The organism is Candidatus Poriferisocius sp., from assembly GCF_965202595.1.
In the GTDB taxonomy this organism is placed as follows: Bacteria; Actinomycetota; Acidimicrobiia; order Acidimicrobiales; family Bin134; genus Poriferisocius.
This window is the reverse complement of sequence record NZ_OZ241836.1, coordinates 896,701-912,019: the sequence shown is the minus strand read 5'-3', so window position 1 is coordinate 912,019 and position 15,319 is coordinate 896,701. Positions and strand designations below refer to the sequence as shown.

Sequence of the window (15,319 nt, the reverse complement as noted above, 5' to 3'; positions counted from 1 at the left end):
AGGCCGCCGGCGGGTTCTACCGGGTAATCAAAGACCTAGTTCGGCCCGGAGCTTGTCGGCGAGGCGGAACTTTTGGATCTTGGTGGCCGACATGGGCCATTCGTCGGGGGCGACAAGGCGAACATGGCGGGGAATCTTGAAGCCGGCGATCTCGCCCCGGCAGAACTCGATCAACTCTTCCTCGCTGGCCTCGGTGCCGGGCTTCAGCTCGCAGAAAGCGGCCGGCACCTCCTGGTACTTCTCGTCGGGTAGGGCCACCACCTGGGCGATGGCCACTGCGGGGTGGGTCTGGAGGTAGCTCTCGATCTCCACCGCGGCCACGTTCTCGCCGCCCACCTTGAGCATGTCCTTGGTGCGGCCCAGGTAGCTGATGCGCCCCTCGGCATCCAGCGAACCGATGTCGCCGGTGAAGAACCAGCCCTCCTCGTCGAAGCACTCGGCATCCTTGGCGGGATCCTTGTAGTAGCCCTCGAACAGGTTGTAACCCCGAACCCAGATCTGGCCCGGCTGGTGGGGCTCGGTCAGCGTCCGGCTGGTCTCGAGATCCTTGATCTTTATCTGGATGCCCCTGAACGGGCGGCCCGATGACACCGCCCACGTCTCCGGTGGATCATCGGGACCGGAGAAGGCCACCACCCCGCCGCACTCGGTGAGCCCGTAGGCGTTGATGTGGCGGACCCAGGGCAGCAGGGCGTGTATGGCCCGCAGGGCATCGGGAGGGGCCACGTTGTTCATCAGCCGGATGTGCTGGAACTCGCCGGCATCCCAGTCGGGATGGTTGATCATGGCCTGGGTAACCGGCGGGAAGGTGGAGAAGCACACCGTGGCCCTCTCCTCGCGCATCTGGGCGATGGCGGTGGCCGGGTCGAAGTGGGTGAGGGTTACATAGGAGGATCCCGCATCCAGGCAGCCGATGAGCGGCAGGATCGAGCTCATGTGGAACAGGGGAAGCGGATCCCAGAACACGTCGGCGGCGGTGAGCTCGAACCGGGTCCGGCAAGCGGTGACCGCGGTGCGCACCAGAGCCTCGTGGCTCAGGGGACAGCCCTTGGGCTCGGCGGTGGTGCCCGAGGTGTAGATCATCAGGGCGGTGTCCCCAACGGCCACCCGGGAGCGGAGCAGCTCCACCTCGTCCTCGGTGGCTCCATCTGCGAGGGCCTCGAATCCAGCCCGGTCCACCATGCCGGCGGGGGAGATGCTGCCCAGCAACACCACCGCCTGGAGTTCGGGGGCAACGTCGAGGCTGAGGCCGGTGGGGTCGGGGGCTTCGGCCAAACCGGGGAGGCAGTCGTGGAGGATGGTCACGTAGTCGGTGTGCTGGTCGATGATGTCGCTGGTTACCAACACCTTCAGGTCGGCGTTCTCGGTGACGTAGGCCAGCTCCCGACCCTTGAACCGGGCATTGATGGGAACGGGAATGGCCCCGATCAGCGCGGCCCCGAACATGACCTCCACGAAGTCCATGCAGTTGGGCATGAGGATACCCACCTTGTCCTGCGGGCCGACCCCCAGCCCGAGCAGCGACCGGGCCGACCGGCGGGCCGCTTCCTCGAGCGACTCGAAACTGTGGCGGCTGTCGGGGAAAACCACCGCATCCCCACCCCCGTAGAACGAGGCGGCCCGCACGGGCAGGTCCCCGAACGTGGTGACGTCGATCCAAGTTCTCATCCCCGTAGCTTCGCGTACCCGAGCGGTTTCATGTCATCCGACCGGGTGAAGCTCGCCAACCGCCGAAGAGTACCGGTCAAGGAAGAGAAAAACCGGATGAGACTGAACTTCTTGCGAGTTGCCTTGTCATTGGCCATCAAAAAGGCGACATGATGATTCTCACGGTCGCAGCTCTGAACGGAATGTTCAAGTTGCACAGTGGAGTGCGTGATTCCATACCTACCAACGATCTGACGGATAAGCCGCAACTGGAAGTCGATTCCACCCTCATAATCCGGGTCAGCCAGAACATGGGCGGTCAGCGTTAGGTAGCCGGATGTAATGGTACGAACATGAACATCATGAACGAAGATAACGCCCTCAACATCTTCTATCTCGGCGCAAAGCCTGGGAACATCCACTTGTTTGGGGGTTCCATCAATCAGCACATGGAACACCTCGGTCATCAGATTCCAGGAACTCATGAGAATCAGCAACCCGATAACCATGCTGAGAATCGGATCGACAATGTGCCAGCTCAAGCTGAGCACGAACACCCCGGACACCACCACAGCCACCGAACCCATCAGATCAGCCATTACATGCTGGAGGGCACCCCCCACGTTCAGGCTGTGTTTGGACTGCCGGTGGAGGATGTAGGCCACCAGGACATTGATCAGCAGACCGGCAACACCGACGATGAGCATGAGTCCACCCTTGATATGGGCTTCTTCCCCAATTCGATGGAAGGCCTCCCAGAAGATCCAGGCCACAATCACCCACAGGGACAGCACGTTGATCAGCGCGGCCAGAATCTCTGTCCGGTGCAGTCCGAAAGTCCGGTGAGTGGAGGGCGGGCGATCGGCGGCCCACATGGCGAACAGCGCCAGACCGATGGCTGCGCTGTCGGTGAGCATGTGGCCGGCATCGGCGATTAGCGCCAAGCTGCCCGAAGCAATACCGCCGATCACCTCGATCACCATGAAGGTGGTGGTCAAGGTCAAAGCCAGGATCAGGCTGCGGCGGCTGGCCTCCCTGAGGTCGTGACGATGGTGATGGTCGTGCCCGGGGCCATGATCGTCGTTGTGAGCACCACAATCGGACTTTTCCACTATGCCATTTTACAGCACTCGCCGATTGTTGGGGAACTGCCGACCGGTTGCCCGACCCGCTAGCCGGCGGCGGCTGACAAGCCGGCGGAGTGGGCGGCGACGAGAATGGGTCCGATGGTGCCGCCGGCGCCGGGGTAGGCCGCGCCCAGGGGGCTGGCGGCGGCGTTGCCCACGGCGTAGAGGCCCTTGATGAGGTCGCCGCTTTGATGGCGGACCCGGCCATGCATGTCGGTGCGAGGGCCACCCTTGGTGCCCAGGCAGCCGGGGTGAATGCGAACGGCGTAGAACGGCGGTTCGCTTACCGGCCCCAATGTGGGATGGACGGCGGTGGGGTCGCCCACGAAACGGTCGTAGATCGACCGGCCCCGGCCGAAGTCGGGGTCTTCGCCGGATTCGGCCCACTGGTTGAATCGGGCCACCGACGCGGCGAGCTCAGTGGGGCTGACGCCGATGACATCGGCCAGCTCAACCAGGGTGCCGGCCCGGAGTAGCCACTGGGGATCGGGGTCGCTGCGGCGCAGCGGGCCGAGGTGGTAGCGGTGGCGGTAACCGGAGTCGAATACCAGCCAGGCGGTGGCCGCCGGATACTGGAAGCCGGTGGGGTCGAAGGCATGCATGGCCCGGCCCACATCGTTGTAGTTGCGGGCCTCGTTGGTGAATCGCCGCCCCCGGGAGTCCACCATCAGCGATCGGGGCCGGGCTCGTTCGGTGAGCACCAGCCGGTGGAACGGCTGATTGTCGATGGTCTCGGTGGACACGGTCATGGCTGGGCACCACCACGCTTCGGCCATGTTGCCCAACTCGGCCCCGGCACCAAGCGCCAATCGCAAAGCGGTGCCGTCCAACCCGGGAGCGCCCACGGGCCCGGTCATCGGCCCCCGCAGGAACGTTTGAACCAGCGCCGGATTCCGCTCGAACCCGCCGGAGGCCAAGATGACCGGCCCCGCCAGCACCTCACCACCCATTCGCACCCCGGTGACTGCTTTTTCGGAACCTACCAATCCGTCCACCCCCACCCCGGTGCGTATAACCACCCCAGCGGCCTCGGCCGCCTCCACCAGGGAGGCGATCAGGGATCGGCCCATGGTGATTACCCCCCGGCGAGCCCTCTCGGCCACCTCGGCCCGGTCGAAGGTTCCGGTGGCCAACTCCCGGTAGGTTACGGGGGCAACCACGTTGGGGGCGGTGCGGATGCGACGATCCAACCCGGGCGGGACTTCTCGAGGTTGGGGTTCCACGGGGCGGTGCCCGTGCTGGGCCCCGGGAAGTTCGGGGTGGTAGTCGGGGTAGGGGACGGTTTGCCAACGCACCCCGGTGGCCGACTCCACCCAATCGGCCACCAGCGCGGCCCGAGCTACGAAATGATCCAGCAGATCATCGTCCACATCCCCCAGCCGCAGGGCTCGGAGATACCGCCGGGCCTCGGCGGGGGAGTCATCCACCCCCTCGGCAGCCATCCACCGATTGGCCGGCATCCACGCCAGCCCGCCCGACAGGGCAGTGGTGCCCCCCAGCACCGGGGCCCGCTCCACCAGCGTAACTCGGGCCCCGCCCGCAGCAGCAGCCACCGCAGCCGTGAGGCCCGCCACCCCCGACCCCACAACGATCATCGCTCTAAATGCTCACCTGCCGGCGTGCCTCCCCAGCAGGGAGCTGGAGAGCCAGCGATCGCCAAGAGGTCATACCGCGACAACCTCTATGAGAGTGTCCAGGGCGTGGAAGTCGTCGGGGTTGCGTGTATAGAGGGGGAGATTTTCGGCTAGGGCGGTGGCCGCTACCAGGAGATCCACCGCCCGCGCTCCGCGGGGTTTGCGGCCAGCAGTGCTGACAGCAGCGAAGACCCTACCGTAGGCACGAGCGGTGTTTGCTCCGAAGGGGAGTGGGTCAAAGGCAGCCTCGGTCCGTTGGAGGCGGTCCTGGCGTCGACTGCGTTCATCGGGGCAATCGGTGGCGTGCGGTCCTGCGGCGAGTTCCGCGAGGGTAACAGTGCTGATGGCGAGTTGGAGCGGGAGCGAGTCCACCGTCAGGTGCTCAAGATCGATGATGACCGAAGTGTCAAGCAGGCCCCGTTCGGGTCGATTGGGGCTAGGCACGGAGGCGACGGTCTTCTGGGCTGTCACTCAGGGTGAGCAGCCAAATAGGGGCTAGGCACGGGGGGCCATGGTCTGGTCGGCAAGCCTGTCGAGGTCGTTACGGAGCCGCTCGTACTCAACAGGTGCCGCGGCTCGGAAGAGTTCGATGGCCGCCTCGGTTCGTACGAAGCGGTGACGGCGGAGTGGGGTCAACTCGCCGATTGGTTCGCCGTTGCGGGTGATCACGAACTTCTCGCCCTCGATCAGGGCCCGCATGATTCGCCCACTTTCGTTGCGCAGTTGTCGCTGGCTGATCTGATCGCTCACAACCTAACCGTAGCACGAGGTGCTACCAACCACCATCTCGCGCCGAACTGGCCTACGGGAGCATGGCGCTGAGGGCCGCTGTGTCGAACCACTGGGAGAGGCGGCGGATGCGGCCGTGCTCAACATCGAAGACATCCACCGCGTCGAAAGCCACCTCGAGGCCGTCGGGGGTGGCACCGGTGAAGGCGATCTCCACCACCACGGTGTTGTCGGCATCCAGGAACCGGGTCGGGTTGTCGTCGTGGGTCGGAAACCGCTGGAACACCTTCTGGAAGAAGGCGATGGCCTGGCCGGAACCGGTGCGGGCTCGCGACCCCACCGGCACCAACTCCACATCGGTGGCCAGCACCGTTGCCATCAGATCCCAGTCCTCGGTGTTGAGGGCTCTGAAATAGTCCTCGACAACATCCAGGGGGCTCCCGGATCGCGGCTCTGGGCTCATGCGTCGCCCTTCAGGATGTCCTTGACCTCGCGCATGGCCCTGAATGACCAGCCCGCCAGTTCGGGATCTCCGAAAGCAGTCACGTTCCACATGATCAGATGGCGCAACCCGGCCTTGTAGTAGGTGCGGACCTCCTCGGCGATCTGCTCGGGAGTGCCGCAGAAGCAGTAGTAGTCCACCACCTTGGGGGGGATACCGGCAATGATGGCCTCGGCCCGGTCCCGGGGTACCGAAGCGGGGATCAGCTCGTGGAACCCCTCGGGCGGCTCCACCCCCAACTCGCGGAAGATCTGCGGGGGCAGCATCACCATGATGGCCCGCAGCAGCGGAGCCTCCTGCATTCGCCGCAGGGTGGTCTCGTCGGGAGCAGCCAGCACGTAGGCCAAAAGTCCGGGGGTGACGGTGTCGGCGCTCCGCCCAGCGGCCACCGATGCCTGCCGGATGGTGGCCAGGGATTCGGCGTAGACCTCGGGAGCCAGCTTGGTGGGCAACCAGCCGTCGGCCAGCCGCCCGGTGATTCGCAGCATCCGGGGACCGTGGGCCGCAGTCCAGATCGGCGGGGGAGCGGGTCCGTAGGGGGACAGGCCCAGCACCGCCCCCCTCAGCCGGTGGAACCTCCCCTCGTAATCGATGGGGCCATCGGCTGCCCACAACGCCCGGATGATCTCGATGCCCTCCTCCAACCGGCCCACCGGGCGATCGAAGCTCATGCCGTAGGGGGTGACGTTCATCATCTCGCCCGACCCGAGGCCCAGGATGGCCCGCCCCTTCGTCAGGTGGTCGAGCGTTAGGGCCATGTTGGCCACCATGGCCGGGTGGCGGCGGATCAGGTCGGTGACCACCGCGCCCACCTTGATGGTTTCGGTCTGCGAACCCACCGCGCCCATCATCAGCAGCGGGTCGAAGTAAACATGGGAGCTGGGTTGGGTCGCGGCCAGCGGGCTCATGTCCGGGGTCCAAATCGAGTCGGGGTGCCAGCCCATGAGGTGGCAGGGCCACCACAGAGCATCGAAGCCTTCGGACTCGGCTCGCCGGGCCAGATCCACCGCCCGTTCGGCCGGGGGCATGATCTGCCCCGGTACCCCGATCTCCAGATCTTTCATGGATTGAACCCACCCATGGTGAGCGCTGGGCCGCAAGGTTGGGAGTGGGTTGTCACCGGCCGAACTCCCGGCGGCGCATCCCATCGGGGTCGATGACCTGGCGAATCAGCCGTACCTGCTCGACGGTGGGCACCGCGGTGGTGGGAACCGGCCCCTCGGGAGCGGGCAGCTCGAAGCCGGTGGCTTCCTGCACCTGCTCGAACGACACCCCGGGGTGCAGCGACGACACCCGCATGTGGCGGGTATCGGGGTGGAAGTCCAGCACGCAGAGGTTGGTTATCACCAGCTCGGGCCCACCTTCCAGTCCGGCCTCCGCCCGCTGGGAGCCGCCCCCCAGGTAGCCGGCGCAGGACACGAAATCCACCTTCTCGACCAGCGAGCGAGGGTTGTGGTTGGGGTTCCAGTAGTAGAGGTGCTTGCCGATGGATCCCATGTCACCCAACCCGGCAGTGCCCGGCAATCGCACCCGGGGGGCGTGATAGTCGGTACCGATCACCGAGTTGTTGCCGTTGCCGTAGCGGTCGAGTTGGGCCGCCCCCACGCAGAACTTGGTGAGCCACCGGCCGTTCAGCGCGAAGGTCCAGAAGTCGCCGTACTGCTCCACGTACATGATGGAGTCCCGCCACAACGGGGCCTCCAGGGTGGAGGCAGGCACCCGATCGGGCCGGGGTTCCAGCCCCACCGCCCCGGCCAACCACACCAGGTTGGGGGCGTGGGTGAGCCGGGCCAACCAGAAAGCGCTGACCGGCACGAACGAGGCCATGCCGTTGCAGGCCTGATCACCATCGGCAAAGCAGGCGGCCAGCCGGGCGATCATCAGCTCGTCGATGGTCCAGTCCTCAGCCTCGGGGCTGTGTTGCCAACCGGTCATTACGCCTCCCAAGCCCTTGTGGCAGCCAGTCTCTCGGCCCCACCCACGGTTTCCAGGTAGTCGGTGTGATCGGCGGGGCCGGTCACATGGGTTTCCAGGAAGGCCGCCACCTTTGCATCGTCACCGGTTGCGCCGATCCACTCCCGGTGCATTACCGAGTCGTAGCCGTAGCAGGGGAAGAACGATGTGGGGTGGGCACCGTAGGGCACCTCCACCACCGCGTCCACCATGAAACCCGGGAGCACCGTGCGGTCGGGGTCGGCCCGCAGCACCTCGGAATCCACGATCTCCTCGGCGGTGACAATCACCGTGGTGGCCGCCTTGGGCATGATGCCCAGATCGGGCCACAAAGCGGTGGGCTCGTAGCCGATGTTGCCGAACCGGTCGGCCTTGTGGGCGTGCACCAGGGCCACATCGGGAACCAGGGCCCGGCATGCCACCACTGGCGGGCCGCCGAACGGGTCGTCCAGCATCACCAGGTTGTCGTTCACCCCGATCAGGTCGGTGCCTATCAACCCCCGGGTGGGCAAGAACGGCAGGTTCCGGGCTCCGGCACCGAGCCGGGCGTTCAGAGCGGTCTCCGACAGCTCCTCCACCCGGATCGCCCCCGCCTCCACCGCCTTGCGATAACGCTGGCACAATCCGAACTGCTCCATGGACACCGCGGCACCCACCAAACGGTTGATGGTCCCGGCCGCGGCCAGCCAGTCCACCGGGATACCGCCCACCAGGCAAACCACCCCGAGATCCTGCCGACCCTGGCGGATTAGCTCCCGCACCAGCGCCATCGGAGCCGCCTGGGTGGCCATGTTCTGGATAGCCACGGTGTCGCCGTCACGCACCAGCGCCCCCGCCTCCGCCAATGTGGTCAACTTCTCCACGCTCATAGCAGCTCCCCGATCGGGTTCTTCGTTGGCCCGACACTCATAGCAGCTCGATCATCTCTCGTCCTCCGTGCAGTTCGATCACCTGGCCGGTCGCATAGTCGGCATCGGATGATGCCAGCCAGGCGCAGGCACCGGCCACATCCTCGGGGGTGCCGGCCCGGCCTATGGGTATCAGGGCCTCGATGCGCTCGATCACCGCCTGGGGAATGCCCAGACCGGTGCCGTCATCGCGGACCCCGGTAAGGCGGGTTCCGGCGATGTAGCCCGGTGCCACCGCGTTCACGTTTATCCGGTGCCGGGCCCACTCCCGGGCCAGCGACTTGGTGAGGGCGATCACCCCGCCCTTGGCCGCCGAGTAGTTGGCGTTTCCGGCTATGCCGTAGATCCCGTTGATGGAGGCCATGTTGACCACCTTGCGGTGGTGGGACGGCGGGTTGTCCCGCTTACCCCGCAAAAGGGGGGCGGCGGCCCGGCACAGGTTGAACGTTCCCCTCAGCACCACGTCGCTCACCAGATCCCACTGCTCGTCGGTCATGGTATGGATCATCGAGTCGGCGGTGATGCCCGCGTTGTTCACCAGAATGTCCAGCCCGCCGAACGACCCGGTGGCGGTATCCAGCATGATGGTCACGGCATCTTGGTCGACCACCGACCCCGGCGCGGCCATTGCCTGCCCACCAGTGGCAACGATGGCGGCGGCAGCCTCAGCCGCGGCTTGCGCGTCGAGGTCGTTCACCACCACCGCGGCCCCGTCCCGGGCCAGCCGACCGGCCACGGCCAACCCGATGCCCCGACCGGCCCCGGTGACAAGCGCCACCCGCCCCTCCAGGTTCCGACCCACTAGAAACTGCGGGGCAAACCGAAGGTCTCGGCAATGCTGTTGCGAGCCATCTCGTTGGTGATGGGGCCGATCCGGTACAAACGGCTGTCCCGCCAGTACCTTTGCGGGTGGGTCTCCAGGGCATAGCCCATGCCCCCCAGCACCTGGATGGCGATGTCCGAGCACTTGCCGGCGTATTCGGAGGCCACCACCTTGGCCATGTTGGCCTCCCGGCCGCAGTCCTCACCCGACTCCGACTTCCACGCCGCGTAGTAGGTCATGAGCTCGGCCTGCTTCTGCATCATGGCCATATCGGCCAGGTTCTGGTGCCACACCTGGAACGACCCGATCTTCTTGCCGAAGGCCTCCCGCTCCATCAGGTAGCTCAAGGTCTCCTCGATGCAGCCATCGATGATCCCGGTGCACAGAGCGGCCACCATGATCCGCTCGTTGTTGAGGGTGGACAACATCTGGTAGAAGCCCTCGCCGGGCCGGCCCACCACGTACTCGTCGGGCACGAACACATCCTCCAGAAACACCTCGCAGGATCCCACCGACCTCATCCCCACCTTGGGTATCTGGCGGCACTCCAAGCCCTCGGAGGGGTTCTTCACCAAGAACAGGGTGACCCCACGGGCCGGCTTGTCCACTATGTCCTCGCTGCGAGCCATCAGGAACAGGTAGTCGGACACGTGAGCCGCGGTCGACCAGATCTTCTGGCCGGTGATGCTCCACCCGCCGTCCACCTTGGTGGCCCGGGTGCGCATGGCCCCCATCAGGTCGGTTCCCCCCGACGGCTCGGTCACCGCGATGGCCACCCGCAGCTTGCCCTCGGCCAACTGGGGGATCAGCTCCTCACGGGCCACATCGGAGGCGAACTTGTTGATCGACTTGGCGCAGAACGAGGAGATTCCAAAGATCCAGGTGAGCCCGGCCAGCGACCGGGCCAGTTCCCGGGTGAGGATCATCTGGGTGACCACGTCGCCGCCCTGCCCGCCCAGCTCGGGGGGTAGGCCGATGGCGTGGAACCCGGCCTCGGACATCTTGTCCCACAGCTCGAACGGGTACTCGAACTCCTGGGCCTCGTAGTCGCGGGCCACGTCCTTGGGACATTCCTTCTCCACCCAGTTCCGCACCATCTCGCGGAACATTTCCTGCTCATCGGTGAGGGTGAACTCCATGATTTCCAAGACTCCTTGTTTCTTGAGGTTATGTTTCTTGTGGCTTTATTTCTTGTGTTAGTTCTTGTGGCTCTTTAGGTTTCGTATGTTTTGTGTCGCGGTGTTGCGTCTTGCTCTCGAATGCGACCTCGGAGCATTGCAGAAGCGCAGCGTTGCAGCAGTGTTGTATCAGTAGCGCCAGCCGTCGCCGAAGGCGGGGATGCGGCGAGCCAGGATGTCCTCCACACAGGTCAGGGCGGCCCGGGCCGACCGGTCGGTGCCGATGCCCCGGCTGCGGAACGTCTCGCTGGCGAAGTACAGGCCGTCCACGGTGGGGGCCCGCCAGTGGGGGCGGAACTTGCCCACCAGCATTGGGCGCTGGGTCACGCCGAACGGGGGGTTGAACACCAGGCCGCGCCGCTTCCACACGTGCTTGGCCAGGCCGGGGTACATGACGAACAGCCCCTGCTCGAGGCGATCGAACATGTCCTCCAGGTAGCGCCGGTCCCGACCCCGGGACCCGGGTATCACCCCACCGGTGCAGTAGAGATGCATGCCGTCGGGGATACCGTTGGGATCCATGGCCGCCTGATCGTACATGTAGCCCGGTGTGGGGCTGTGGGGGGTGGCCACCCAGGTGGCCAGCTCCCGGGGGTCGAACATGGTCACCGGCTCCTCGGTGGCGAAGTACAGGTTCAGCAGCGACACCCGGTACTGGTCCTGCGCCAGGTAGCGAACCTGGTTGGTGTACCAATCGGGCAGCTCCCACTCGGGCACCACGCTGAACACGTTCCACACCGGCAGGGTGGATATGACCGCGTCGCATTCGATCACCTCGCCCACGTCCCAGTCGTTGGGAACGTTGGGCTCGTGAGGCAGGGAGACACCGACCACCGCCCCGTTCTCGATGAGCACCCGCCCGGCCGGGGTCTGCATCCGCAACTCGCCGCCGTGTTCGACGTAGCCGTCGGCCAGGTCCTGCCACATGCCGTCCCAACCCTGACCGGGCCAGCAGGAGTAGGCCGCCATCTTCCGCTCCTCGTAGTGCATCTTGCGCACCCACAGGTTGTCGCTGGCCGAGTGGTCGTACCACTCGTCGGTCATGCACTCCAGCACGGCGATGAACTCGTACAGGTCGTAAACCCCCTGATCGGAGGTGTGCTGGGCCAGCCACTCCCGCAGGGGGCGATCGTCCCACTCCTCGAGCTCGTCCCAGGAACTATCGGTGATGGCCTTGATCACCTTTTTGACCTCGGCCTTGTCGGGGTAGCGGTCGCGAATCGAGCCCCACTTGCCGGTGTCGTTGTCCCACACCGGCATGTCGTGGGACACCTCACCGTGAATCAGCTCCTTGCCGACATGCTCGAACACCTTGGTGAGCCCGGAGCCGGGATCCTCGATCAGGTGGCCGCCGAGGTTCACCTTGAATCCCTCGTCGTCCACGGCCAGCGCCCGCCCGCCCAGGTAGGGGGACTGCTCCAGAATGGTCACCGAGCGGCCCTCTGCGGCCAGCAGAGCCCCGGCGCTCAGACCGGCTGCCCCCGCGCCGATGACGACAACATCGCGTTTGGTCATTTCCGGGGGCCTTCGTGCTGATTTAGTTTTGTCATGCCATAACTCGCAATCTCTTGTCCGGCTTTATCCTGTCCGGTTTTCTCTTGGGCCTCAGGTTATTCCTTCCCGGTGACATTTCTCTCACAGCAGCCCCCTCAGGGCTTCCCCTTGAGGGCTTCCAGGGTGGCCTGCGGGCCGGTGCGGTCACCCACGTGAGCCCCGGTCAGGAGCACGACGGGCAAATCCACACCGGCGGCCCGGTAGGCGGCGATGCGTTCGGACAAAGCGTCGGCACCGATGGCGCACTGGGCCATTACGGCCTCATCGGGGACCATTGCCAGGGCGGCGGCCCGGTCACCTCGCTGCCAGGCCTCGGCCGCGGCCAAAAGCCCGTCGAAGGTGCCGGCGAAGGCGGGCCGGTGGGTGGGAACCATGGCGTAGGCCAGAACCGAGCGCCGCATCCGCTCCAGGGCCTGCTCGGGGGCGGGACCGGTGTAGGCCCAAAACGACAGCACGGTGGAGATGTCGGCCGGGTTCCGCCCCGCATCGGTCGCCGCGGCATCCACCACGGCCCGCTTGGCGGCCACCTCGGTGGGTGGGCACCAGGTCATGAATACGGCATCGGCCAACTCGCCGGCCAGGGCCAGCATCCGGGGATTGATGGCCCCCAGCCATACGGGCACCTTTACGGGGGGCAGGTCGAGGCGGAACCCGTGCGACCGGAACCGGGGCCCGTCGTGGCTCAGCTTCTCACCGGCCAGGGCAGCCCGCAGCAGGCCGACGAACTCCCGAACGGTGGTCAGGGGACGGTCGAACTCTCCGCCGTGCCAGCGGCCCACCACGATGGGGCTGCTGGCCCCTATGCCGGCTATCACCCGGCCGGGAGCCAGCGAGATAAGGGTGGCGAAGCCCATGGCAACAAGCGCGGGGGAGCGGGTATAGGCGGCCACAATGCCCGATCCCAGCCGGATGCGCTCGGTGCGGGCGGCCATCGCCCCCAGGGTGGCGAACACCTCGGGGCCGGCCACCTCGCCCACCAGCGCGGTGTCGATCCCGGCCCGCTCGGCGTCCACCACCAGATCAACCAACCATCCGATGGGCAGGCCGTCCTCCACCGGCATGGTGATCGCCACCGGAGAGTCGGTCATGGTGCTGGCATGGTGATCGCCACAGGGGAGTCGGTCATGGCGCTGGCATGGTTATCGCCACCGGGGAGTCGCCCTCCACCGGCATGGTGATCGCCACCGGATAATCAGTCATTGATCCTGGCGGGGTTTCGGGGCTCGGAGGGGGTTAGCCGGCGTAGCGGTCGTTGAGTTCGTCGGCCAGCGGCTGGTTCTCGGCGTTGTCGGGGTGGGGGAGCCACTTGTCGCCCACCGTCAGGTAGCGGGTAGCCAGCTCGATCAGCGGTCCGTGGGCCTTGTCGGGGGGGATGAAGTTCCACTTCAACCAGGGCTGGGTGTCGGGATGGCTGGGGTCGTCCATCACCAGTGGGATGCCGGCCCCGCGCACGCCGTCGATCATGGTGTCGAAATCGTCGGAGCAAAAGGCGATGTGGTGGACGTACTCGCCCCGCTTGGCCAGAACCTTGTCGGGCCAGTGCCCCGGCTCGGCCGGCGACCAGAGCTGGATGGACACCCCGGTGGGATCGGGGTTCTGGAACGTGACCCACTCCATGGGGGTGCCGTCCATGTCATCGGCCCCCGATCCCCGGGTGACCTTCATGGTGTGACCGGGGGCCAGCGCCTCCAGGATCTGATGCCAGTCGGCCTCAGCCTGGGCCAGGTCCTTCACCAAAAGTGAGATGTGGTCGATGTGGATACCCATTGTTCTCTCCTTCTTCTCTCCGAATCGCTTTCCCTCGAACTACCCGTTCTTCTTTCCGAATTGCTTTCCCCGCGAACTAAGCGGCCAGGTTCTCGATGATGGTGGCGTTGGCCAGCCCGCCGCCCTCGCACATGGTCTGGAGCCCGTAGCGGCTGCCGCTGCGCTCCAGCTCATTCACCAGGGTGGTCATGATCCGGGCTCCGCTGGCCCCCAACGGATGACCCAGAGCGATGGCCCCACCGTTCACATTGACCCTGTCCATGTCCACACCGGTGTCTAGGGCCCAGGCCAGCACCACCGAGGCGAAGGCTTCGTTACACTCGAACAGGTCGATGCCGTCCAGCGCCATGGCGGCCCGTTCCAGAACCTTGGCGGTGGCAGGTATGGGGCCGGTGAGGATGAGTACCGGGTCGCTGCCCACCACGGCCATCGTGTGAACTCTGGCTCGGGGGACCAGGTTGTGCTCTTTCAGCGCTTTTTCGGAAGCGATGAGTAGCGCTGCCGCCCCGTCGGTTATCTGGCTGGAGTTGGCCGCGGTCAAGGGGCCGTACTCGGAGAAGGGGCGCAGCTTGGCCATCTTCTCCATCGAGGTGTCGGGCCGGATGCCCTCGTCACGGGCGCAGTCGCCCACCGCCAGAACCTCCCGCTCGAACCGGCCCTCCTGCCAGGCTCGGTCGGCGTTGCGGTGACTGCGCAGGGCCAAGGCGTTCATGTCCTCCAGGGTTATGTCCCACCGCTCGGCGATCAGGTTGCCACCCCGGAACTGGTGCACCTCCTCATCGGCGAAACGAGTGGCCCAGCCCTCGCCGTCGAACGGGTAGCGCATACCCAGATCGGGCCCCACATCGCCCTGGCTGTTCAGGGTGACGAGGCTCATCACCTCCACCCCACCGGCCACCACCAGATCCTGAGTGCCCGACATTATGCCCTGGGCGGCAAAGTGCACCGCTTGCTGCGACGACCCGCACTGGCGGTCGATGGTCACTGCGGGCACATGCTCGGGCAGCCCGGCCGAAAGCCAGGCGTTGCGGGCCAGGTTGAACGCCTGGGCCCCGATCTGGCCGACGCAGCCCATGATGCAGTCGTCCACCGCGGCGGGGTCCACACCGGTGCGCCGGATCAAGCCATTGAGGATGTGAGCCCCGAGGTCGGCGGGGTGCAGGTGGCTCAGCCCGCCGCCGAAGCGGCCCATGGGTGAGCGGACTGCGTCGATGATGTATGCATCGGCCATGGGTTTTCTCTCTTGCTCCAGGCTGCTCGGGGAATGGTTCAACCGGTGGCCTGCTCGGCGGCGGTCACGGTGTTTGACATGAGCATGGTACGGGTCATGGGACCCACATAGTCAAGGTGGCCAGGAAACGGATACTGCATGATGGATGTAGGCATCCACCACCGGCAAGTCGCCCTCGTTGGCCGCCTGTGACACAACGCAACTGCGGGGCTGGGCTCAGTAGCTCTGCTTGGGGTGGCTGTTCAACCGGTTTGAGCCAGGTCGGG

15 protein-coding genes are annotated in these 15,319 nt (G+C 65.9%); all 15 read right to left on the bottom strand.

The genetic code is table 11. The features are described from left to right. Positions 1-27: 27 nt before the first annotated feature. On the bottom strand, positions 28-1,668 hold the full coding sequence (locus tag ACOGXC_RS04525) for a class I adenylate-forming enzyme family protein (RefSeq protein WP_419919518.1): 1,641 nt from the start codon (positions 1,666-1,668) through the stop codon (positions 28-30). Further along, positions 1,665-2,759, bottom strand: coding sequence for a cation diffusion facilitator family transporter (locus ACOGXC_RS04520; RefSeq protein ID WP_419919517.1), 1,095 nt, complete (start codon positions 2,757-2,759; stop codon positions 1,665-1,667). The genes ACOGXC_RS04525 and ACOGXC_RS04520 overlap by 4 nt, the downstream gene beginning before the upstream one ends. Before the next feature lie 59 nt (positions 2,760-2,818). Then, complete coding sequence (locus tag ACOGXC_RS04515; RefSeq protein WP_419919516.1) at positions 2,819-4,369, bottom strand: FAD-dependent oxidoreductase; 1,551 nt, start codon at positions 4,367-4,369, stop codon at positions 2,819-2,821. Between the two features lie 69 nt (positions 4,370-4,438). Next, positions 4,439-4,852: a type II toxin-antitoxin system VapC family toxin gene (locus tag ACOGXC_RS04510; RefSeq protein ID WP_419919515.1), complete on the bottom strand. Its 414-nt coding sequence runs from the start codon at positions 4,850-4,852 to the stop codon at positions 4,439-4,441. 51 nt (positions 4,853-4,903) lie between these two features. After that, positions 4,904-5,158, bottom strand: a complete 255-nt coding sequence (locus ACOGXC_RS04505; protein WP_419919514.1) for a type II toxin-antitoxin system Phd/YefM family antitoxin — start codon at positions 5,156-5,158, stop codon at positions 4,904-4,906. A gap of 52 nt (positions 5,159-5,210) precedes the next feature. Further along, positions 5,211-5,600, bottom strand: a complete 390-nt coding sequence (locus ACOGXC_RS04500; protein WP_419919513.1) for a nuclear transport factor 2 family protein — start codon at positions 5,598-5,600, stop codon at positions 5,211-5,213. After that, positions 5,597-6,703, bottom strand: coding sequence for an LLM class flavin-dependent oxidoreductase (locus ACOGXC_RS04495; protein WP_419919512.1), 1,107 nt, complete (start codon positions 6,701-6,703; stop codon positions 5,597-5,599). Before ACOGXC_RS04495 ends, ACOGXC_RS04500 begins: the two co-directional genes overlap by 4 nt. Before the next feature lie 52 nt (positions 6,704-6,755). Next, positions 6,756-7,574: a CoA-transferase subunit beta gene (locus ACOGXC_RS04490; RefSeq protein ID WP_419919511.1), complete on the bottom strand. Its 819-nt coding sequence runs from the start codon at positions 7,572-7,574 to the stop codon at positions 6,756-6,758. After that, positions 7,574-8,461 (bottom strand): CoA transferase subunit A, encoded by an 888-nt coding sequence (locus ACOGXC_RS04485; protein ID WP_419919510.1) that lies wholly within the window; start codon positions 8,459-8,461, stop codon positions 7,574-7,576. Before ACOGXC_RS04485 ends, ACOGXC_RS04490 begins: the two co-directional genes overlap by 1 nt. Before the next feature lie 37 nt (positions 8,462-8,498). Beyond that, on the bottom strand, positions 8,499-9,278 hold the full coding sequence (locus ACOGXC_RS04480; protein ID WP_419919509.1) for an SDR family oxidoreductase: 780 nt from the start codon (positions 9,276-9,278) through the stop codon (positions 8,499-8,501). Between the two features lie 23 nt (positions 9,279-9,301). Continuing rightward, positions 9,302-10,462: an acyl-CoA dehydrogenase family protein gene (locus ACOGXC_RS04475; protein WP_419919508.1), complete on the bottom strand. Its 1,161-nt coding sequence runs from the start codon at positions 10,460-10,462 to the stop codon at positions 9,302-9,304. 168 nt (positions 10,463-10,630) lie between these two features. Beyond that, positions 10,631-12,016 (bottom strand): phytoene desaturase family protein, encoded by a 1,386-nt coding sequence (locus ACOGXC_RS04470; RefSeq protein ID WP_419919507.1) that lies wholly within the window; start codon positions 12,014-12,016, stop codon positions 10,631-10,633. A 134-nt stretch (positions 12,017-12,150) separates the two neighbouring features. Next, positions 12,151-13,143, bottom strand: a complete 993-nt coding sequence (locus tag ACOGXC_RS04465) for an LLM class flavin-dependent oxidoreductase (RefSeq protein WP_419919506.1) — start codon at positions 13,141-13,143, stop codon at positions 12,151-12,153. A gap of 145 nt (positions 13,144-13,288) precedes the next feature. Continuing rightward, positions 13,289-13,822, bottom strand: coding sequence for a VOC family protein (locus ACOGXC_RS04460; RefSeq protein ID WP_419919505.1), 534 nt, complete (start codon positions 13,820-13,822; stop codon positions 13,289-13,291). Between the two features lie 76 nt (positions 13,823-13,898). Next, positions 13,899-15,053: an acetyl-CoA C-acyltransferase gene (locus tag ACOGXC_RS04455; RefSeq protein ID WP_419919504.1), complete on the bottom strand. Its 1,155-nt coding sequence runs from the start codon at positions 15,051-15,053 to the stop codon at positions 13,899-13,901. Positions 15,054-15,319 lie beyond the last annotated feature (266 nt).

Coding starts and splice junctions, on each gene's coding strand:
- ACOGXC_RS04525 (WP_419919518.1), bottom strand. CDS start 1,668: ATGAGAACTTGGATCGACGTCACCACGTTCGGGGACCTGCCCGTGCGG.
- ACOGXC_RS04515 (WP_419919516.1), bottom strand. CDS start 4,369: ATGATCGTTGTGGGGTCGGGGGTGGCGGGCCTCACGGCTGCGGTGGCT.
- ACOGXC_RS04500 (WP_419919513.1), bottom strand. CDS start 5,600: ATGAGCCCAGAGCCGCGATCCGGGAGCCCCCTGGATGTTGTCGAGGAC.
- ACOGXC_RS04495 (WP_419919512.1), bottom strand. CDS start 6,703: ATGAAAGATCTGGAGATCGGGGTACCGGGGCAGATCATGCCCCCGGCC.
- ACOGXC_RS04490 (WP_419919511.1), bottom strand. CDS start 7,574: ATGACCGGTTGGCAACACAGCCCCGAGGCTGAGGACTGGACCATCGAC.
- ACOGXC_RS04485 (WP_419919510.1), bottom strand. CDS start 8,461: ATGAGCGTGGAGAAGTTGACCACATTGGCGGAGGCGGGGGCGCTGGTG.
- ACOGXC_RS04475 (WP_419919508.1), bottom strand. CDS start 10,462: ATGGAGTTCACCCTCACCGATGAGCAGGAAATGTTCCGCGAGATGGTG.
- ACOGXC_RS04470 (WP_419919507.1), bottom strand. CDS start 12,016: ATGACCAAACGCGATGTTGTCGTCATCGGCGCGGGGGCAGCCGGTCTG.
- ACOGXC_RS04465 (WP_419919506.1), bottom strand. CDS start 13,143: ATGACCGACTCTCCGGTGGCGATCACCATGCCGGTGGAGGACGGCCTG.
- ACOGXC_RS04460 (WP_419919505.1), bottom strand. CDS start 13,822: ATGGGTATCCACATCGACCACATCTCACTTTTGGTGAAGGACCTGGCC.
- ACOGXC_RS04455 (WP_419919504.1), bottom strand. CDS start 15,053: ATGGCCGATGCATACATCATCGACGCAGTCCGCTCACCCATGGGCCGC.